General features: G+C 73.7%; 17 protein-coding genes. 11 read left to right on the top strand and 6 right to left on the bottom strand.

Annotated elements, in window-relative coordinates; translation table 11 throughout:
• Nucleotides 1-4: 4 nt before the first annotated feature.
• From HD601_RS19800 to HD601_RS19770, 7 genes are read left to right on the top strand one after another with little or no spacing between them, the layout of a single operon-like run.
• The gene (locus HD601_RS19800; RefSeq protein ID WP_184824749.1) at nt 5-895 is read left to right on the top strand and encodes an FAD binding domain-containing protein; all 891 of its coding nucleotides are present in this window, start codon (nt 5-7) and stop codon (nt 893-895) included.
• Nucleotides 892-1,404, top strand: a complete 513-nt coding sequence (locus tag HD601_RS19795; RefSeq protein ID WP_184824747.1) for a 2Fe-2S iron-sulfur cluster-binding protein — start codon at nt 892-894, stop codon at nt 1,402-1,404. The genes HD601_RS19800 and HD601_RS19795 overlap by 4 nt, the downstream gene beginning before the upstream one ends.
• Nucleotides 1,401-3,803: an aerobic carbon-monoxide dehydrogenase large subunit gene (gene cutA, locus HD601_RS19790; RefSeq protein ID WP_184824744.1), complete on the top strand. Its 2,403-nt coding sequence runs from the start codon at nt 1,401-1,403 to the stop codon at nt 3,801-3,803. Before HD601_RS19795 ends, cutA begins: the two co-directional genes overlap by 4 nt.
• Nucleotides 3,800-4,429: an SRPBCC family protein gene (locus HD601_RS19785; protein ID WP_184824742.1), complete on the top strand. Its 630-nt coding sequence runs from the start codon at nt 3,800-3,802 to the stop codon at nt 4,427-4,429. The genes cutA and HD601_RS19785 overlap by 4 nt, the downstream gene beginning before the upstream one ends.
• Nucleotides 4,430-4,452: 23 nt before the next feature.
• Nucleotides 4,453-4,710, top strand: a complete 258-nt coding sequence (locus HD601_RS19780; protein ID WP_184824740.1) for a type II toxin-antitoxin system Phd/YefM family antitoxin — start codon at nt 4,453-4,455, stop codon at nt 4,708-4,710.
• Complete coding sequence (locus HD601_RS19775) at nt 4,707-5,093, top strand: type II toxin-antitoxin system VapC family toxin (RefSeq protein ID WP_221441132.1); 387 nt, start codon at nt 4,707-4,709, stop codon at nt 5,091-5,093. The genes HD601_RS19780 and HD601_RS19775 overlap by 4 nt, the downstream gene beginning before the upstream one ends.
• A 21-nt stretch (nt 5,094-5,114) precedes the next feature.
• The gene (locus tag HD601_RS19770; RefSeq protein WP_184824738.1) at nt 5,115-6,014 is read left to right on the top strand and encodes a carbon-nitrogen hydrolase family protein; all 900 of its coding nucleotides are present in this window, start codon (nt 5,115-5,117) and stop codon (nt 6,012-6,014) included.
• A gap of 6 nt (nt 6,015-6,020) precedes the next feature.
• Here the strand turns inward: HD601_RS19770 and HD601_RS19765 are convergent, their stop codons facing one another.
• The 4 genes from HD601_RS19765 to HD601_RS19750 are packed head-to-tail and all read right to left on the bottom strand — an operon-like array spanning nt 6,021 to nt 9,675.
• Nucleotides 6,021-6,830 carry a MerR family transcriptional regulator gene (locus tag HD601_RS19765; RefSeq protein WP_184824736.1) on the bottom strand — a complete coding sequence of 270 codons (810 nt, stop codon included), beginning with the start codon at nt 6,828-6,830 and terminating at the stop codon, nt 6,021-6,023.
• A gap of 59 nt (nt 6,831-6,889) precedes the next feature.
• Nucleotides 6,890-7,693 carry an SDR family NAD(P)-dependent oxidoreductase gene (locus HD601_RS19760; RefSeq protein ID WP_184824733.1) on the bottom strand — a complete coding sequence of 268 codons (804 nt, stop codon included), beginning with the start codon at nt 7,691-7,693 and terminating at the stop codon, nt 6,890-6,892.
• A 50-nt stretch (nt 7,694-7,743) separates the two neighbouring features.
• The gene (locus tag HD601_RS19755; RefSeq protein ID WP_184824731.1) at nt 7,744-8,775 is read right to left on the bottom strand and encodes an RNA polymerase subunit sigma-70; all 1,032 of its coding nucleotides are present in this window, start codon (nt 8,773-8,775) and stop codon (nt 7,744-7,746) included.
• Between the two features lie 18 nt (nt 8,776-8,793).
• A complete protein-coding gene (locus HD601_RS19750) occupies nt 8,794-9,675 on the bottom strand; it encodes an LLM class flavin-dependent oxidoreductase (protein ID WP_184824729.1) in 882 nt (293 codons plus the stop codon).
• An 87-nt stretch (nt 9,676-9,762) separates the two neighbouring features.
• On the opposite strand from HD601_RS19750, the gene HD601_RS19745 reads away from it, so the two are divergent.
• Nucleotides 9,763-10,101, top strand: a complete 339-nt coding sequence (locus HD601_RS19745; RefSeq protein WP_184824727.1) for a winged helix-turn-helix transcriptional regulator — start codon at nt 9,763-9,765, stop codon at nt 10,099-10,101.
• A gap of 36 nt (nt 10,102-10,137) precedes the next feature.
• On the opposite strand, the gene HD601_RS19740 is transcribed toward HD601_RS19745, so the two are convergent.
• On the bottom strand, nt 10,138-10,743 hold the full coding sequence (locus HD601_RS19740) for a dihydrofolate reductase family protein (protein WP_184824725.1): 606 nt from the start codon (nt 10,741-10,743) through the stop codon (nt 10,138-10,140).
• 97 nt (nt 10,744-10,840) lie between these two features.
• A complete protein-coding gene (locus HD601_RS19735) occupies nt 10,841-12,034 on the bottom strand; it encodes an MFS transporter (RefSeq protein ID WP_184824723.1) in 1,194 nt (397 codons plus the stop codon).
• A 66-nt stretch (nt 12,035-12,100) separates the two neighbouring features.
• Here HD601_RS19735 and HD601_RS19730 point away from each other — a divergent pair, with 66 nt between their 5' ends.
• The 3 genes from HD601_RS19730 to HD601_RS19720 are packed head-to-tail and all read left to right on the top strand — an operon-like array spanning nt 12,101 to nt 17,084.
• Nucleotides 12,101-13,177 (top strand): DUF5937 family protein, encoded by a 1,077-nt coding sequence (locus HD601_RS19730; protein WP_221441131.1) that lies wholly within the window; start codon nt 12,101-12,103, stop codon nt 13,175-13,177.
• A complete protein-coding gene (locus HD601_RS19725; RefSeq protein WP_184824721.1) occupies nt 13,168-15,240 on the top strand; it encodes a hydantoinase/oxoprolinase family protein in 2,073 nt (690 codons plus the stop codon). The genes HD601_RS19730 and HD601_RS19725 overlap by 10 nt, the downstream gene beginning before the upstream one ends.
• On the top strand, nt 15,237-17,084 hold the full coding sequence (locus HD601_RS19720; protein ID WP_184824719.1) for a hydantoinase B/oxoprolinase family protein: 1,848 nt from the start codon (nt 15,237-15,239) through the stop codon (nt 17,082-17,084). The genes HD601_RS19725 and HD601_RS19720 overlap by 4 nt, the downstream gene beginning before the upstream one ends.
• Nucleotides 17,085-17,132: the final 48 nt, after the last annotated feature.

Raw genomic sequence — 17,132 nt, 5'->3', positions numbered from 1 at the left:
GGGCGTGAAGCCAGCGGGGTTCACCTACCACCGGCCGGCCACCGTCGACGACGCCGTCGCGGTCCTGGCCGAGGTGAGCCCTGCCGGCAAGGTGCTGGCCGGCGGGCAGAGCCTGGTCCCGCTGCTCAGCATGCGCCTCGCGTCGCCCGAGCATCTGGTCGACATCAACCGTCTCGCCGACCTCGCCTACGTGCGGGTGGGCGACGACGGCGGCAGCGTGACGGTGGGCGCGCTGGCCCGGCACGCCGACGTCGAGCGCGACGCCGCCGCTCACGCCGTCCTGCCGCTGCTGCGCGACACCCTGCGGCACGTCGCCCACCCGACCATCCGCAACCGGGGCACGACGGTGGGCAGCATCGCGCACGCCGACCCGTCCGGCGAGATGACGGCGGTGCTGGCGCTGCTCGGCGGGACGGTCACGCTGCGGTCGGCGGCGGCCGGCGAGCGCACCGTCGCCGCACACGACTTCTTCACCGGACCCATGTCCACCTGCGCCGATGTCGGCGAGCTGGTGACGTCCGTGACGTTCCCGGTACCGGAGGGCCGTACCGGGGCCGTCTGGACGGAGGTGGCCCGGCGCCACGGCGACTACGCCGTCTGCGGCACGGGAGTGGTGGTGACACTCGACGACGACCTACGGGTCGCCGGTGCCAGAGCCGCGTACATCTCGGTCGCCCCGGAGCCGGTCGTGCTCGATCTCTCCGAAGCGGTCGTGGGCGCGATGTACGACGACGCCGACTGGCCGGCGGCCGGGCGACTGGCCGCCGGCCGGCTCGACCCCGACGAGGACATCCACGCCACGGCCGCCTACCGGTCCCACCTGGCCGAGGTGCTGACCACCCGGGCGCTGCGCGAGGCGGCCGGGCGCGCGAGCGTGACCGGAGGTCGCCCGTGACGGCCGCCGACGAGCTGTTCGAGGTCTCTCTGCTGGTCAACGGCGTGCCACGGTCGGCGACGGTGCCCGCCCGGAGGCTGCTGTCGGACTTCCTGCGCCACGACCTCGAGCTGACCGGCACCCACGTCGGCTGCGAGCACGGCGTCTGCGGCGCCTGCACGGTGCTGGTCGACGGCCGCCCCATCCGGTCATGCCTGCAGTTCGCCGTCACCGTCGACGGCGCCTCGGTGACGACCGTGGAGGGCTGTACCCGGGCGGACGGCGAGCTGGGCCACGTCCAGCAGGCGTTCCGCGACTGCCACGGGCTGCAGTGCGGCTTCTGCACGCCCGGCTTCGTCACGACGATCACGGCGTACCTCGAGGAGAACCCAGCGCCGACGGAGGAGCAGGCGCGCGAGGCGATCGCCGGCAACCTGTGCCGCTGCACCGGTTACCAGAACATCGTCGCGTCGGTCCTGCGCGCGGCGGAGCTCCGGGCCGGGGCGGCGGGGGAGGTGACGCCGTCGTGACGACCAGGTCGCTCGGCGAGCCGATCGCGCGGCTCGAGGACCCGCGGCTGCTGACCGGGCAGGGTCGCTACCTCGACGACATCGGCCACCAGGCGCTGGCGGCGGCGTTCGTCCGCAGCCCGCACGCGCACGCCCGCATCGCCGACATCGACGTCGCCGACGCGGTCGGCGTCGAGGGCCTGGTCGCTGTCTACACGCACGAGGATCTCGACGGCCGGGCCGGCGAGCCGCTGCCGCTGCTCATCCCGCACGCCGCGCTCACTCATGGCCGCACGGCGTACGCGCTGGCGAAGGACGAGGTCAACCACGTCGGCGAGCCGATCGTCATGGTCGTCGCCACGGACCGGTACGTCGCCGAGGACGTCTGCTCGCGGATCGTGGTGACCTACGACTTCCTGCCGCCGGTGGTGGGCATCGAGGCCGCCAGGGCCGGGGAGCTGCTGGTCCACGACGACGTTCCCGGCAACGTCGCGGCCCACATGGTGCAGTCGCGCGGCGACGCGGCCGCCGCCATCGACGCCGCGCCGCACGTCCTCGAGCTGGACCTCGACATCGAGCGCAGCGCGTCGACCCCGCTCGAGGGCAAGGGCGTGCACGCGCGCTGGGACGCCGACGACGCCAGCCTGCGTGTCTACACGTCCACCCAGGCGTCGACGTCGGTGCGGGCGGCGCTGGCGGCCCGGCTGGAGCTGCCGCCGGACCGCGTCGAGGTCATCGCGCCCGACGTCGGCGGCGGGTTCGGCGTCAAGATCGTGCACCCGTGGCCCGAGGAGGTCATGGTCGCGTGGGCGGCCATCCGGCTGGGCCGCGAGGTCAAGTGGACCGAGGACCGGCGCGAGCACTTCGTCGGCGCCGCCCACGAGCGCGGCCAGCTGCAGCACATCAGGGTGGGCTTCGACGACGACGGCCGGCTGCTTGGCCTCGACGTCACCGTCTGGCACGACAACGGGGCCTACACGCCGTACGGCATCATCGTCCCGATCATCACCACCACCCAGCTGCTCGGGCCGTACAAGCCGGGCGCGTACCGGGCGGAGTTCTTCAGCCTCTACACCAACACCGTCACCGTGACGCCGTACCGCGGCGCCGGCCGGCCGCAGGGCTGCTTCGCCATGGAACGCACCATGGACGCCGTCGCCGCTCATCTGGGCCTGGACCGGACGGTGGTGCGCGAGCGCAACTTCATCCGGCCCGACGAGATGCCCTACGACCACGGCCTGATCTTCCAGGACGGCCGGCCGCTGATCTACGACTCCGGCGACTACCCGGCCACGCTCGAGAAGCTGAAGAAGCTGGTCGGCTGGGACGAGTTCGAGGCGTTCCGAGCCGAGGCGCGGGCGGCCGGGCGGCGGGTCGGCATCGGCATCGCCTGCTACGTCGAGGGCACCGGCGTCGGCCCGTACGAGGGCGGCTGGGTCAAGGTCGAGACCGACGGCACGGTCATCGCGGCGACCGGGCTGACGACGCAGGGCCAGGGCCACAAGACGGCGTTCGCGCAGGTCGTCGCGTCGGAGCTGGGCGTCCCGGTCGAGCGGGTGAACGTCACGACCGGCGACACCCGGCGGTTCGGGTACGCCGTGGGGACGTTCGCCTCGCGCGCGGCCGTCATGAGCGGCAACGCCCTGGCGTCGGCCGCGCGGAAGGTCCGCGACAAGGCGCTGCGCGTCGCCGGCGAGGCGCTCGAGGCCGACCCGCGCGACCTCGAGATCGTCGACGGTGTCGTGCGGGTGGTCGGGTCGCCGGCGGGTGCGCCGGGCACGACGATCCCGCTGGCCACCGTCGCCGTCCTGGCCAACCCGCTGCGCTACGCGTTCGACCGCGAGGCCGAGCGGGCCACCCAGTTCGGCGGCCCGGTCGACTACTCGAAGCCGCCGGTGGCCGAGGGCGACTCGCCGGGCCTGGAGGACACCGGCTACTACTCGCCGCCGCGGTCGACGTTCGCCAACGGCATGCACGCCGCCGTCGTCGAGACCGACCCGGACACCGCCGAGATCACCATCCTGCGCTACTGCGTCGTCCACGACTGCGGCACGCTGATCAACTCGCGCATCGTCGAGGGCCAGATCCACGGCGGCGTCGCCCAGGGCGTCGGGGGAGCGCTGTACGAGCGCATGGTCTACGACGGCGCCGGCCAGCTGCTGAACGCGTCGTTCATGGACTTCCTCATGCCGTACTCGACCGAGGTGCCGGTCGTCGAGACCGACCACCTCGAGACGCCGTCGCCGCTGAACCCGCTGGGCATCAAGGGCGCGGGCGAGGCCGGCGTCATCCCCGGCTCCGCGGTGCTGGCGTCGGCCATCTCCGACGCCGAGGGGTTCGCGATCACGCGGATGCCGATCTCGCCGTCGGACCTGTATGCGTTGCGGCTGCGCGCCGCTGGGGAAGGGGACACGCCATGAAGGTTTCCGGGACCGCCGTGCTGCGGGCACCGCGCGCCGAGGTGTGGAAGGCGCTCAACGACCCGGCCGTGCTGGTGCGGACGATTCCCGGCTGCTCGCGGCTCGAGGAGGCCGGGCCGGACCAGTACCGCATGACGGTGTCCGCCGGCGTCGGCTCGATCAAGGGCACCTACGCCGGCGACGTGCGGCTGCACTCGCAGGACGAGCCGGGCTCGTTCGTCATGACGGCGTCCGGTGCGGGCGCGCCGGGGACGGTGAGCGCCGACGTCCGGGTCGTCCTGGCTGACGACGGTGCCGGCGGCACCCGGCTGGACTACGACGCCGACGCCATCGTCGGCGGCATGATCGGCGGCGTCGGGCAACGGATGCTCGCCGGCGTCGCGAAGAAGACGGCGGGCGAGTTCTTCGCCGCCGTCGAGGACGTGCTGACGGGAGTGGCGCCGGCCGCCGCCGGGCCGCAGGTTGTCGCCGTCGGGACCCCCGGTGTGTTCGAGGCGCCGACCCGCGGCCCGGCCGCCGCCCCGGCCGACTTCACCCGCGGCATCCTCGTCGGCGCCGCGGTCGCGTTGGCAGGCGTCGCCCTCGGCGGCTGGCTCTCCGCCCGCGCGCGATCCGTGACAAACTAAGCTAACTTAGCTAAGGTGTTTCCATGGGAGAGCCAGCAGCAGCCCAGTTCAACATCCACGAGGCGAAGACCCAGCTGTCGCGGATCATCGAGCGCGTCGAACGCGGCGAGCAGGTCGTCATCAGCAGGGCCGGTGTCCCCGTGGCCAAGGTCGTGCCGTTCCCTGCGAAGGCACGCCGGCGGCAGCGGGGCTCGCTGGCCGGCCAGGTCACGCTGGCCGCCGACTGGGACTCCGACGACGTCAACGGCGCGATCGCCGACGACTTCGGGATGCGGCCGTGACGACACGTACCCGGCTCCTGCTCGACACCCATGTCGTCCTGTGGTGGCTGATGGACGACGCCGAGCTGTCGGACGAGCTGAAGGAGGCCATCGACGAGGAGCTCGAGGTCTTCGTCAGCTCGGCCACCGCGTGGGAGGTCTCGATCAAGCAGGGACTGGGCAAGCTGTCCGCGCCGGTCGACCTCGCCGAGGAGATCCTGCGCAGCGACCTGCAGCAGTTGCCGATCGGCTTCGAGCACGCGATCGAGGCCGGGCGGCTGCCCCTCCATCATCGCGACCCGTTCGACCGCATGCTGGTCGCACAGGCACGGGTCGAGGGGCTGACGCTGGTCACGCGCGACACGGCGATCAACGACTACGACGTCCGGGTCGTGAAGGCCTGACGCACTGAGGAGGCGAGGAGTATGCGGGCGTTCACCGCGGCCGCGGTCCAGGTGCGGCCGCTGGCCGAGCCGCTGACCGCGCAGAGCATCAAGGCGAACATCGAGCACGCGCTCGACCACGTCGAACGCTGCGCCGAGGACACGGGCGCCGAGCTGATCGTGCTGCCGGAGTCCGTCACCACCGGGTTCACCCCGGCGATACCGGCCGACGAGTTGTGGGACCTGGTCACCGACGTCCCCGGCGCGCTGGCCGAGCCGTTCCAGGAGACCGCGCGCCGCCTCGGTGTGCACCTGGCGTGGGGGACGTACGAGCGCGGCCCCGAGCGCGGCGTCGTCTACAACTCCGCCGTCCTGGCCGGCCCGGACGGCGAGATCGGCGGCGTCTACCGCAAGACGCACCCGTTCTGTACCGAGCTGGCGTCGCGCGGCGGCTGGGTGACGCCGGGCGACGACGTCTGCGTGGTCGACACCGCGCTGGGGAAGATCGGCATGATCATCTGCTTCGACGGCGACTACCCGGAGCTGTCGCGCATCACCGCCGTCCGCGGCGCCGAGGTGATCCTGCGCCCGTCGGCGCTGCTGCGCTCGGCCGACCTCTGGGAGCTGACCAACCGGGCCCGCGCCTACGACAACCACGTCTTCGTGGTCGGCGCCAACGCGACGGGCACGGACCCGGCCGGCGTGCTCTACTTCGGCAACTCGATGATCGTCACGCCGATCGCCGAGGTGGTCGCGCGGGCGGCCAGCCACGAGTGCTGGGTGTCCGCCCGGCTGGACCCGGACGCGGCGCTCGAGTCGCTCACGCCGGGGTCCAGCATCGGCCAGGGCTTCGACCACCTGGCCGACCGCAACCTCGAGCTGATCCGGCGGCACACGGACGAGCTGACCCGCCCGGCCGCCAGCCCGTTCAAGAACGACTGACCGGGCTCAGGACCGCCTGACCGGCCAGACGATCTCGGTCTCGAGCTTCGCCGGGTCGCCCACCTCGGACGGGTCGTTGAGGTAGACGTCGTACGGCGCCCCGTTGGACGTCAGCCCCTGGGCCTCGATCCAGGCCTCGACCTCGCGGTAGGCGAGGCCCAGCTCGTCGTACGGCCCGGTGTGGTGGGTGACGGCGGCCAGCCCGCCCGGCACCTGGTGCAGGCCGAACCCGTCGGGCGCCCGGGATACCCCGGCCACCGGGACGCAGGCCTCGATGGTCCAGGTGTCGTCGGCGAGCTCGAGGTAGACCATGCGGGGCGGCCCGGCCGGGCGCCCGCCGGCCTCGGCGATGGCGGTGTAGACGCGGTGGTAGGCGACAGCGCTGGTCTCGGAGAGCGAGTCCAGCGTCGACGGGTACGTGGTGCCGAGCACCTCGGTGGGTGTGGTGTCGCGGGTGGTGATCTCGTAAGCCATGACGGCTCCCTTCCGGATGAAGGTCTCGACACGGTTGAGCATGTGCCGATGACGGTCGATGCGCTGCTCGAGCACCAGCCGGTAGCCGTCGAGGAGGTCGCGGACGCGGTCCGGGTCGGGCTCGGCCAGCACCTCCCTGATGGATGCCAGCGGCATGTCGAGCGTGCGCAGGGTGGCGATGACCCGAGCCGTCGCCGCCTGGTCCGGCGTGTAGTACCGGTAGCCGGTGCCGGGGTCGACGTGCGCCGGATGCAGCAGGCCCTGCTCGTCGTAGACCCGCAGCGCCTTGATGCTCAGCCAGCACAGCCGCGAGAACCGGCCGATCGGCATCAGCTCGTCCATCGCCACCTCCTCTCACCCTTCGGAGCCTGGAGTCTGCCCTTGGGGACGAGTCAAGCGCCTCAGTCCGCCACCGCGCCACCCGTGACGTTCGCCACCGTCCCGGTCATGCCCGCGGCGCGGTCGGAGGCGACGAACGCGGCGACCTCGGCCACGTCGGCGACGGTGAGCGCTCGGCCGAGCGGGCTGCCGGCCGCGACCTGCGGCAGCATCTCCTCCAGCGTCATCCCCAGGCGTTCCGCCGCCCGGGTCCAGACCTCGCGCGTGTGCGAGCCGAGCCGGGTCGCCGTCTCGGGCATGCCGGTCGGGCGCAGGCAGACCACGCGGATCCCGCGCGGGCCCAGCTCGGCGGCCAGTTGCCGGGCGAGGTTCTCGACGGCGGCGCAGGCCTGGCCGAACGGGCCGGTCAGGGCCGCTGGCGAGCCGGCCATCGGGTTCGACAGCGGCAGGATCACGCCGGACCCCTGCGCCGCCATGTGCCGGGCCGCCGCCCGCGCCGTGACGAAGTGGGTCCGCGCGTACTCGGCGACCGGGCGGACGTACTGGTCGGCGGTCAGCTCGACCAGCGGGACGCCCTGCTCGCCGTTGTCGTCGCCCACGCCGTTGAACGAGACGTCGAGGCGTCCGGTCTCGGCGACGACGGCGGCCGCGTGCGCGTCGACGGCGTCCTGGTCCAGGGCATCGACGACGGCGGTGGCGGCGGTCCCGCCGGCCTGGCGGATGTCGTCGGCGACGGCGTCGAGAGTGGTCCTCGTGCGGCCGGCGAGGTGGACGACGGCGCCCTCGCGGGCGAACGCGCGGGCCACGGCGCCACCGACGGCGCCGCCGCCCCCGTAGACGATCGCGGTCTTGTGCTCGAGCAGCATGGTGTTCCTCTCATCGGGACGGGTTGCTGCTCGTGTGACGACGGATCGGCTCAGAACTCATCGGCGCCGCGGGCGGGTGGGAGCCCGAACGCGGGGAACACGTCCGGCGTGAACGCCTGGACCTCACCGATCAAACCGTCGACGACGGTGAGAACGGCCAGCGCGAACGCGCTGAACCGCGGCGATCCGGGCGCGCGGACATAGGTCGCCACGGCCGGCCGCCCGTTCGCCGTCGTCGGGACCAGCCGCAGCGACGGCCCGTCGCCCGGACCCGGCATGACCGGCGCCCACGCCGCCACCAGGACGTCGCGGCCCTGGTACCAGACCGGACGGTCGCCCACATGTCCACCGGCGCCGGGCTGGTGACCGGCCCGCGCGTCGGCCCGCAGCAGCGCCGCCAGCGCGGCGCCGTCGGACCGCTCGATCGCGTCGACGTAGCGCCGGACCAGCGCGCGGTCGCCGGCGCTCACCTCGGCGGGCGCCGTCCAGTCCAGCCGTCGTTCGGGCAGCCGCGAGCGCAGCGCCGGCCGGGCCTGCTGCAGCGCGCTGGTCACCGACGCGACGCTCGTCCCCAGCGCCTCGGCGACCTGCGCCGCCGGCCAGCCGAGCACGTCGCGCAGCAGCAGGACGGCCCGCTGCCGCGGGGGCAGGTACTGGACGGCGGCCAGGAACGCCAGCTCGACGGTCTCGCGGGCGACGACGCCCTCGAGCAGGTCGTCGGGGTACGGCTGCAGCCAGGGGACGGCGACGGCGGGCGTGGGGGCGAGGTGCGGCGCGTCCGGCGGCGGCCCGTCGCCGCCCGGGCGGCGACGCCGCGCCTTCAGCGCGTCGAGGCAGGCGTGCGTCGCGATGCCGTAGAGCCAGGCGCGGTAGCTGCCCGGCCCGCGGTAGCTCTCGCGCCGCCGCCAGGCCCGCAGGAACGTCTCCTGCACCAGGTCCTCGGCCTCGTGGACCGAGCCGAGCATGCGGTAGCAGTGGACCTGCAGCTCCGGCCGGTGCCGGGTGATGAGCTCGGCGAACGCGGCCTCGTCGCCGTCGCGGGCGGCGACGACGAGCGGCTCGTCGGCCGTCTCCTCGCTCATCGCCGCAGCCTACGGCCGTCAGCGCAGCTTGGGCACGACCTCCGTCGCCAGCCGCTCGAACGTCTCGTTCTCCGCGTCGGTCTCGGGCCAGCCCAGGACGAACTCGGTGAACCCGGCCGGCGCGTACAGGTCGACCAGCTGCTCCAGCGTCGCCGACCCGGTGAGCGCGTCCGTGGTCGCCCACAGCAGGACCGACTTGCGCAGCGTCGCGGGGTCGCGGCCGGCCCGCTCGGCGAACTCGTCGACCTGGCGGCTCCAGTCGGCGGCCAGCGCGACGTTGTCGTCGACGCCGAGGTTGGGCCGGCCGTTGGTGTTCCAGACGTCGGCCTGCTCGGCTGCGACCCGCAGCACCGTCGGCGCGTTGCCGCCGACGAGGATCGGCGGGCGCGGCCGCTGGACGGTCGCCGGGCCGGTGGGGAGGTCTCGGACGGTGTACCAGTCGCCCGCGAACTCGTAGGGGCCGCCGTCGCGCCGCAGCACCTCGTCGAGGACCCGCACGTACTCGGGGAAGCGGGCGACCCGCTCCTTGACGGTCCACGGCTCGGTGCCGGTGGCGTGGTGGTCGGACTCCATGATTCCCGCGCCGATGCCGAGGTCGAGCCGGCCGCCGGACAGCTGGTCGACGGTGAGCGCCGCCTTCGCCAGCACCGCCGGCGGGCGCAGGATCGGGTTGGCGACCAGGGTGCCGATGCGGATCCGCTCGGTGGCCAGCGCGGCCGCGGCGGTCATGGTCCAGCCGTCCAGCCAGGGCGGCTCGGTGGCGAAGATGTTGCCGATGTGGTCGGGGAGGAAGAGCTGGTCGAAGCCGAGCTCCTCGGCGCGGCGGAAGCGGCCGAGGAGCGTGGGCGCGCCGGCGTCGGGAAGGACCAGCACACCGAAGCGTCGTGGGTGCGTCGTCATGTCTCGATCGTCGGCTCGTGCTTGCCGATGATCAAGTACCGACTATAAAGTCAGGTACTCACCAAAAGGTCAGTACGGGAGTGCGCCATGGCGAGGAACCGGCCCTACACCTGCGGACTCGACGCCGCCATCGACGTCGTCGGCGGCAAGTGGAAGGCGACCGTCCTGTGGACGCTCGAGGACCAGGGGCCGCTGCGCTTCGGCGAGCTGCGCCGCCGCGTCCCCGGGGTCACCGAGAAGATGCTCATCCAGCAGCTGCGCGAGCTCGAGGCCGACGGCCTGGTGCACCGCGAGATCTTCCACCAGGTGCCGCCGAAGGTGGAGTACTCGCTCACCGACTACGGCCGCACCCTCGAGGTGGCGCTGCGCCCGCTGGGCGACTGGGGGCACGCCAACATGGCTCGCATCGAGGCGACCCACCCCTGAGCGCAGCTGTTCTCTCGCGTGCTCCGCGGGGCGATGTCACGCAGGGGCGCCGAGCGGCGGGTGCTCGAGCACGCTGGGCCTGTACTCGACCAGCTGGATGCGGCCGTCGAAAGTGTGGTGCCCGATCATCTCGAGGGCGACGTCCGGATAGCCGTCGTAGATGCGTTCCGCGCCCGTGGCCCCAGTGATCACCGGGAACATCACCACCCGGAAGCGGTCGACGAGTCCGGCTCGCAGCAGGGACCGGCACAGGCTGAGGCTGCCGATCGTGCTGAGGAGTCCCGAGCCGCTCGACTTCATGGCGCGGACCGCCTCGACGGCGTCGTCGCGGATCAGCGTGGCGTTGGCCCACGTCAGTGGTTCCTCGAGTGAGGAGGAGAACACCACCTTGGACGCCTGCGTGAGCTCGTCGACGGACGCCTCTTCCTCGGGCCTGAACTCGTCCTGGCCACTCGGGACCTCGCCGGCGGCGAAGCCCGACATCAGGCGGTAGGTGTTCGCTCCCATCAGGTAGGTGGCCTCGGGCTGCTCGCCGAGCCAGGCGAGGTACTCGGGGCCCTCGAGGCCCCAGAATCCGGGCCATCCCTCGCCCGATGCGTGGCCGTCGAGGGAGGTGATGAAGTCGACGAGAAGCTCCGGCATGGCGGTGTCCCTTCCTGGGGTGTCCCGTGCTGTAGGTGACGAGGAACCCATCGTCTCGCCAGTACGCGCGAACGACGATCCCTTCCCGCGCGATCTCTCAGCCGCGCGGGTCGCGGAAGGCGGCGACCAGCGTGGGCAGGGCGACCAGCAGCGCCACCGCGCGGACGGCGCCGGCCAGCGGGTACGGCGCCCGCAGGCCCCACGCGTGCGCGACGACGCCGCTGAGCAGCGCGCCCGCGGGGATCAGCCCCCAGCTGACCAGCCGGTGCACGCCCATGACCCGGCCCAGCAGGTCCGCGGGCACCAGCCGCTGCCGCAGCCCGATGCTCACCAGGTTCCACAGCGTCACGCCCAGCCCTGTCGTCGCGAGCAGCACGCCGAGCACGGCGGCGTCCGGGGCCAGCCCCATGGCGCCGACGGCGACGGCGTTCAGCACGAGCGCCGCGAGCAGCACCGCCCGGTCGCCGAGCCTGCGCAGCAGCCACGGCCCGCCCAGCCCGCCGGCCAGCGACCCGGCCGCCGCCGTCGCCAGCAGCAGGCCGAACCCGCGCGCCGACACGCCCAGCTCCGTCGTCGCCAGTAGCACCAGGGTGGCGTTCCCGAGCTGGAAGCAGAAGGTGTTCACGGCCGCGAGCAGCGTCAGCGTCCGCAGCAGCCGGTGCGCGGCCAGCCAGCGCAGCCCGGCCCCGATCTCGGCCCGCAGCGACGACGGTGTTCGCTGCGGCCGCCCGCGATCACCCCGCGCCGCCAGCGTCGCGAGGAGCGCCGCCGCCACCGTCAGGACGACGGCGTAGGCCCCGAACGGGAGACCGGCGGCGACGGCGAACAGCAGGCTGCCCGCCGGCGGGCCGAGGAACTGCTGCCCGACGACGGCGATCGTCTGCTGGTAGCCGTTGGCCGACGGCAGCCGCTCGGCGGCGACCAGCGACGGCAGCAGGGCCTGCGCCGCCGTCCCCACCGCCACCTGGCACGCGCCCAGCCCGAACGCCAGCGCCGCCAGCCCGCCCACCCCCAGCCGCTCCGACGCCGCGAGCACCGCGACCACGGCCGCGACCGCCGCCTGCACCGCGACGCCGCGGCCCATCATCCGTGCCCGGTCGTTGCGGTCCACCAGGGCGCCGGCCGGCAGCGAGAACAGCAGCCACGGCAGCGAGGTCGCCGCCGCGACGACCGAGACCAGCCGCGGGTCGCGGGTCAGCGTGGCCGCCAGCAGCGGCACGGCCGCCGCGAACACACCGTCGCCGGCGGTGGTCAGACTCGTCGCGGCCGCGAACCGGCGGTAGCCCGTCATGCCGGCGATCGTCGCCGTCGTTCACGGCAGACGGCACCTTGTAGCGCTGTGCTACATACTGGGGTCGTGGCGCTGACGGTGGACCTGAGCGTGGACGAGCTGGCCGGCACCCGGTTCGCCGTCTCGCCGCTGTCCGAGACGGTCGCCGCGCTGCAGCAGCTGGCCGGGCAGGACCGCCAAGCCGTCCATCGGCGCTGGCTCACCTGGGCCCAGGGCGAGCTGGCCCGCGAGCCGCTCGTGCTGCCGCTCACATGGCCGCTGCTGTTCGGCGACGCGCGCGGCTGGCCGGAGTTCCTCGTCCCGGCGCCGGCCGGCCCCGGCGGCACCATCGACGACGACCTCGCGGCGCTGCGGCGCACCCCGGCCGCGAGCGTGCGCGCCAACCTGCGGCGCCGGTTCGGCGACACCGCACCGTCCGCCGCCGTCGCCGACCTCGCCGCCGACCCGGAGCGCGGCCTGCGCGAGCTGGCCGCCGAGCTGCGCGACGCCCACGACCGCCTGGTCGGGCCGCACTGGCCGCGCATCCGCGCCGTCCTCGCCGCCGACATCGCCCACCGGGCCCGGCGGCTGGCCAACGGGGGAGCGGCGGCCCTCTTCGCCGGCCTGCACCCGGACCTGAGCTGGCAGGACGGCCGGCTGGAGCTGGGCGGCGACCGCTGGCGTCAGGACAGCACCGTCGACCGCGGACCGGGCGGGCTGGTGCTGATGCCGGTGGTGCTGGGGTCGGCGTACGTGCTGATCAAACGGCGGACGTCGAGCCAGACGACGGTGCGCTATCCGGCCCGCGGCGTCGGGGAGCTGTGGAGCGCGCTGTTCGGGCGGCGGCCCGTGGGCGCGACCGTACGGCTGCTCGGCCGGGCCCGCGCGGAGCTGCTCTCCACCCTGCGCTCGCCGGCGTCGACCACCGACCTCGCCCGCGCGCTCGGCGTCACGCCCAGCGCCGTCGGCCAGCACCTGCGCGTGCTGCGCGAGAACGGCCTGGTCGAGGGCGAGCGGCTCGGGCGGGCGGTGCTCTATCGCACGACGGCGTTGGGCGTCGCCCTGCAGGACGGAATGGTGCACGAGGTCGGCGGCGGACCGTTGGCACCAGTTGCCGACGCAGGGCGCGGCGCGGCGCCGGTTGAATCGTCCGCATGGCCATGATCCGCATCGGCATCGACACCGGCGGCACCTTCACCGACGTCGTCGCCGTCGACGAGGAGACCGGCCGGCAGGCGAGCACGAAGACGCCGTCGACGCCGGCCGATCCCGCCGAGGGGTTCATGGCCGGCATCCACAAGATCCTGCCCCTCATCGGCGCACGCCCGGGCGACGTCGCCGCCGTCGTGCACGGCACCACCGTCGCGACCAACCGGCTGCTCGAGGGGAAGGTCGACCACCTCGGGTTCATCACCACCGAGGGCTACGCGCACCTGCTCGAGATCGCCCGGCAGTCCGTGCCCGACGGTTACGGCAACAGCTACTTCTGGGTGAAGCCGCCGCGCATCGTCCCCGCGGACCTCGTCCGCACCGTCGGCGGCCGGCTCGCCCACGACGGCACCGAGCTGCGCCCGTTCGACCAGGACGACGCCGTCGCCGCGGCCCGGTTCTTCCGCGACCGCGGCATCACCACCATCGGCGTCTGCTTCCTGCACTCCTACGCCGACCCGGAGCACGAGCTGCGCATGCGCGACGTCCTCGCACGCGAGCACCCGGACGCCGTCGTGTCGATCTCGGCCGAGGTGCTGCGCGAGTACCGCGAGTACGAGCGCAGCGTGACGACGCTGGTCGACGCCGCCGTGAAGCCGAGCATCGCGCGCTACGTCGCGACGATCGCGTCCCGTCTGACCGAGCTCCGGCCGAGCGACGGCGACGCCGTCCCGTTCTACGTCATGAAGTCCAACGGCGGCGTGCTGTCGGCCGACGAGGTGGTGCGGCAGCCGATCTCGACGGTGCTGTCCGGGCCGGCCGCCGGCGCACTGGGGGCGGCCGTCGTCGCGCAGGCGGCCGGCTTCGACAGCGTCCTCACGCTCGACGGCGGCGGCACCTCGACCGACGTCGCCGTGGTCGTCGACGGGCACCCGGCGCTGACGACCGAGGGCACCGTCGGCGCCTACCCGAGCAAGATCCCCATGATCGACGTCGTCACCGTCGGCGCCGGCGGCGGGTCGGTCGCCTGGCTCAGCCCCGAGGGGACGCTCAAGGTCGGCCCGCGATCGGCCGGCGCCGACCCGGGCCCGCTCTGCTACGGCGCCGGCGGCACCGAGCCGACCGTCACCGACGCGCACGTGCTGCTCGGGCGCATTCCGCCACACCTGCTCGGCGGCGAGATCCCGCTGGACGTGGCGGCGGCGCGCGAGGGCATCGCGGCGCTGGCGGCGTCGCTGGGTCTGACCGCCGAGCGCTGCGCCGAGGGCATCCTCGAGATCTCCGCGTGGAACCAGGCGAACGCGCTGCGCCAGGTCACGGTCACGCGCGGGCTCGACGTCCGCGACTTCCACCTGGTCAGCTTCGGCGGCTCCGGGTCGCTGCTGGCCTGCCGGCTGGCCGACGTCCTGGGCCTGGCCGGCGTGCTGGTGCCGCCCAACCCGGGCAACCTGTCGGCGTACGGGCTGCTGACGGTCGACGTGCGCAACGACTACGTGCGGACGGCGGTCGCCCGGCACGCCGTCCTCGACCCGGACGCCGTCGGCAAGACCTTCGACGACCTGCGCGCCGAGGCGTCCGCGGCGCTCGAGCGCGAGGGGTTCGCGGCGGGGGAGCGGCGGTTCCTGCGCACCGCCGACCTGCGCTACTTCGGCCAGGCCTACGAGGTGCGGGTCGACGTCCCCGACGGCCCGGTCACGACGGCGCTCGCCGACGCCGTCGCCGACGCGTTCCATGCCGCCCACCGCCGGCTCTACGGCTACGACTTCGCCCACGACGCGCGGCAGGAGGTCGAGTGGGTGAACCTGCGGGTCACCGGCGTCGGCCCGATCGCCCGCCCGGCGGTGCCGACGGTGCCCGCGGGGTCCGGGGCGCTGCCGCGGACGACGCGGCGGGTCGACTTCGGCGAGGGCTGGGCCGACACCCCCGTCTACGACCGCGCCGCGCTGGGCGCCGGTGACGCCGTTGCCGGCCCCGCCGTCGTCGAGGAGTTCGGCTCCACCGTCCCGGTCCACCCGGGCTTCCGCGCCGTCGTCGACGGCCACGGCAACCTGCTGATCACTCGCGAGGTGGCGCCATGACCGTGGACCCGATCCTGGTCGAGATCGTCGAGGGCTACCTGACGTCGGTCGAGAAGGAGGTCGAGACCGCCATCGGGCGTACGTCGCGCTCGCCGATGATCCGCGACGCGCACGACTACCGCGCCGGCATCCACGACCGGAGGCTGCGCAAGCTGACCGGCCGGTCGTACTCGGCGCTGGTGAACCCCGTCGTCCGCGACTACCCGATCGAGACCATGCGGCCGGGGGACGTGTTCTTCCACAACGACGTCTACCTCTCCGAGGGCGGCATCGGGCACCTGCCGGACCTCTGTGTGACCGCGCCCGTCTTCCACGAGGGCGAGGTCGTCGCGTTCGTCCAGGCGTTCGGGCACCACGACGACATCGGCGGCACCGTCCCCGGCTCGATGCCCTCGCACGCCACCAGTGTGTTCGAGGAGGGCCTGATGGTCCCGCCGATCCGGCTGTGGGACCAGGGCGTGCCGAACGAGGCCGCGCTGAAGATCATGACCCGCAACTCGCGGATGCCGGAGTCGCTGGCCGCCGACCTCGACGCCGAGTGCGCGGCCTGCCTCATGGGCGCGCGGCGGCTGGCCGAGCTGTTCGGTCGCTACGGCCGCTCCGAGGTCGAGGCGTGCTTCGACGCGATCCTCGACAAGACGACCGAGACCTTCCGCCGCGAGATCCTGGCGAAGATCCCGGCCGGCAGCTACGTGTGGGAGGACTACGCCGAGCACGACGGCGTCGACGAGCCTCGCCTCCATACCCAGCGGATCACCCTGACGAAGATCGACGACGACGGTGGCCGCCTGGTCATCGACTTCACCGGTACGGGACCGCAGGCCAGGGGGCCGATCAACCACTGCGGCGACTACGCCGACGGCGCGTTCCTGAAGAAGTGGCTGGCGCCGATCCTGCGCAACCTGGCCGACTCGCCGGAGCGGATGGCCGAGCTCGAGGTCAACGAGGGCGTCGTGCCGCTCATCGAGATGCGCTTCCCGCCGCCCGGCACGCTGCTGACGCCGGTCTTCCCGGCGCCGACGAACGCGCGGACGTTCGTGATCCTGCGGCTGCTCGGCGTGCTGGCCGGCGTGCTGGCGAAGGCCGTCGACGGGCGGATGCCGGCGGACCAGGAGACCATCCGCTATACCGGCGTCTACGGCGACGACCTGGACGGCCGGCCGTACCTCATGCGCGAGGTGCTGGGCGGCGGGTCGGGCGGGCGCTACTACGCCGACGGCGAGGACACCATCCACGTCGTGCCGGACTCCCGGAACCTGCCGACGGAGTTCAGCGAGGCGCGCTTCCCGTTCGTCGTCGAGCGGCTGGGGCTGGCCGCCGACTCCGGCGGGCCGGGCCGGTTCCGCGGCGGCCTGGGCTACGAGAAGCACATCCGCATGCTCCGCGACGCGCACTTCATGTCGATCGCCGACCGCTCGATCCTGTCCTGCTGGGGCGTGCGCGGCGGGCGGGCCGGGCGGCCGTTCTCGGTGACCATCGACCCGGGCGGCCCGGGGGAGCGGACGGTCGACGCCCTCGCCGACGCCGAGCCGGTGCGGGCCGGCGAGGCGATCCGGATCCGGACCACGGGCGGGGGCGGCTGGGGCGACCCGCTGGACCGCCCGGTCGAGGACGTCCTGCGCGACGTGCGCTGGCGGAAGGTGTCGCCCGACGGTGCCCGCTCGGACTACGGCGTCGTCGTGCGCGGGCCGCTCGACGACCCCGTCGCCGACGAGGGCGCGACGGCGGCGCTGCGGGCGGACCTGCGCGCCGCACGGCCCGCTGACGAGCCGTTCTTCGACCGTGGCCCGGGGTACGCCCGGCTCTCCGGCGGCGCCGCAGCGGCCCCCGTCGACCATCTGTGACGTAGATCTTCGTCAAATCGGGCAATTCATCCGCATTCGGGTATTGAC

The organism is Jiangella mangrovi, from assembly GCF_014204975.1.
GTDB lineage: Bacteria > Actinomycetota > Actinomycetes > Jiangellales > Jiangellaceae > Jiangella > Jiangella mangrovi.
Note: the sequence above shows the minus strand (reverse complement) of the source record. Positions and strands in the feature narration are given on the sequence as shown.

What these genes read in the sequence shown, in the direction of transcription:
- HD601_RS19780 (WP_184824740.1), top strand. Translation starts at nt 4,453, where the DNA reads ATGGGAGAGCCAGCAGCAGCCCAGTTCAACATCCACGAGGCGAAGACC.
- HD601_RS19770 (WP_184824738.1), top strand. Translation starts at nt 5,115, where the DNA reads ATGCGGGCGTTCACCGCGGCCGCGGTCCAGGTGCGGCCGCTGGCCGAG.
- HD601_RS19725 (WP_184824721.1), top strand. Translation starts at nt 13,168, where the DNA reads ATGGCCATGATCCGCATCGGCATCGACACCGGCGGCACCTTCACCGAC.
- HD601_RS19745 (WP_184824727.1), top strand. Translation starts at nt 9,763, where the DNA reads ATGGCGAGGAACCGGCCCTACACCTGCGGACTCGACGCCGCCATCGAC.
- HD601_RS19750 (WP_184824729.1), bottom strand. Translation starts at nt 9,675, where the DNA reads ATGACGACGCACCCACGACGCTTCGGTGTGCTGGTCCTTCCCGACGCC.
- HD601_RS19735 (WP_184824723.1), bottom strand. Translation starts at nt 12,034, where the DNA reads ATGACGGGCTACCGCCGGTTCGCGGCCGCGACGAGTCTGACCACCGCC.
- HD601_RS19765 (WP_184824736.1), bottom strand. Translation starts at nt 6,830, where the DNA reads ATGGACGAGCTGATGCCGATCGGCCGGTTCTCGCGGCTGTGCTGGCTG.
- HD601_RS19760 (WP_184824733.1), bottom strand. Translation starts at nt 7,693, where the DNA reads ATGCTGCTCGAGCACAAGACCGCGATCGTCTACGGGGGCGGCGGCGCC.
- HD601_RS19785 (WP_184824742.1), top strand. Translation starts at nt 3,800, where the DNA reads ATGAAGGTTTCCGGGACCGCCGTGCTGCGGGCACCGCGCGCCGAGGTG.
- HD601_RS19740 (WP_184824725.1), bottom strand. Translation starts at nt 10,743, where the DNA reads ATGCCGGAGCTTCTCGTCGACTTCATCACCTCCCTCGACGGCCACGCA.
- HD601_RS19755 (WP_184824731.1), bottom strand. Translation starts at nt 8,775, where the DNA reads ATGAGCGAGGAGACGGCCGACGAGCCGCTCGTCGTCGCCGCCCGCGAC.
- HD601_RS19720 (WP_184824719.1), top strand. Translation starts at nt 15,237, where the DNA reads ATGACCGTGGACCCGATCCTGGTCGAGATCGTCGAGGGCTACCTGACG.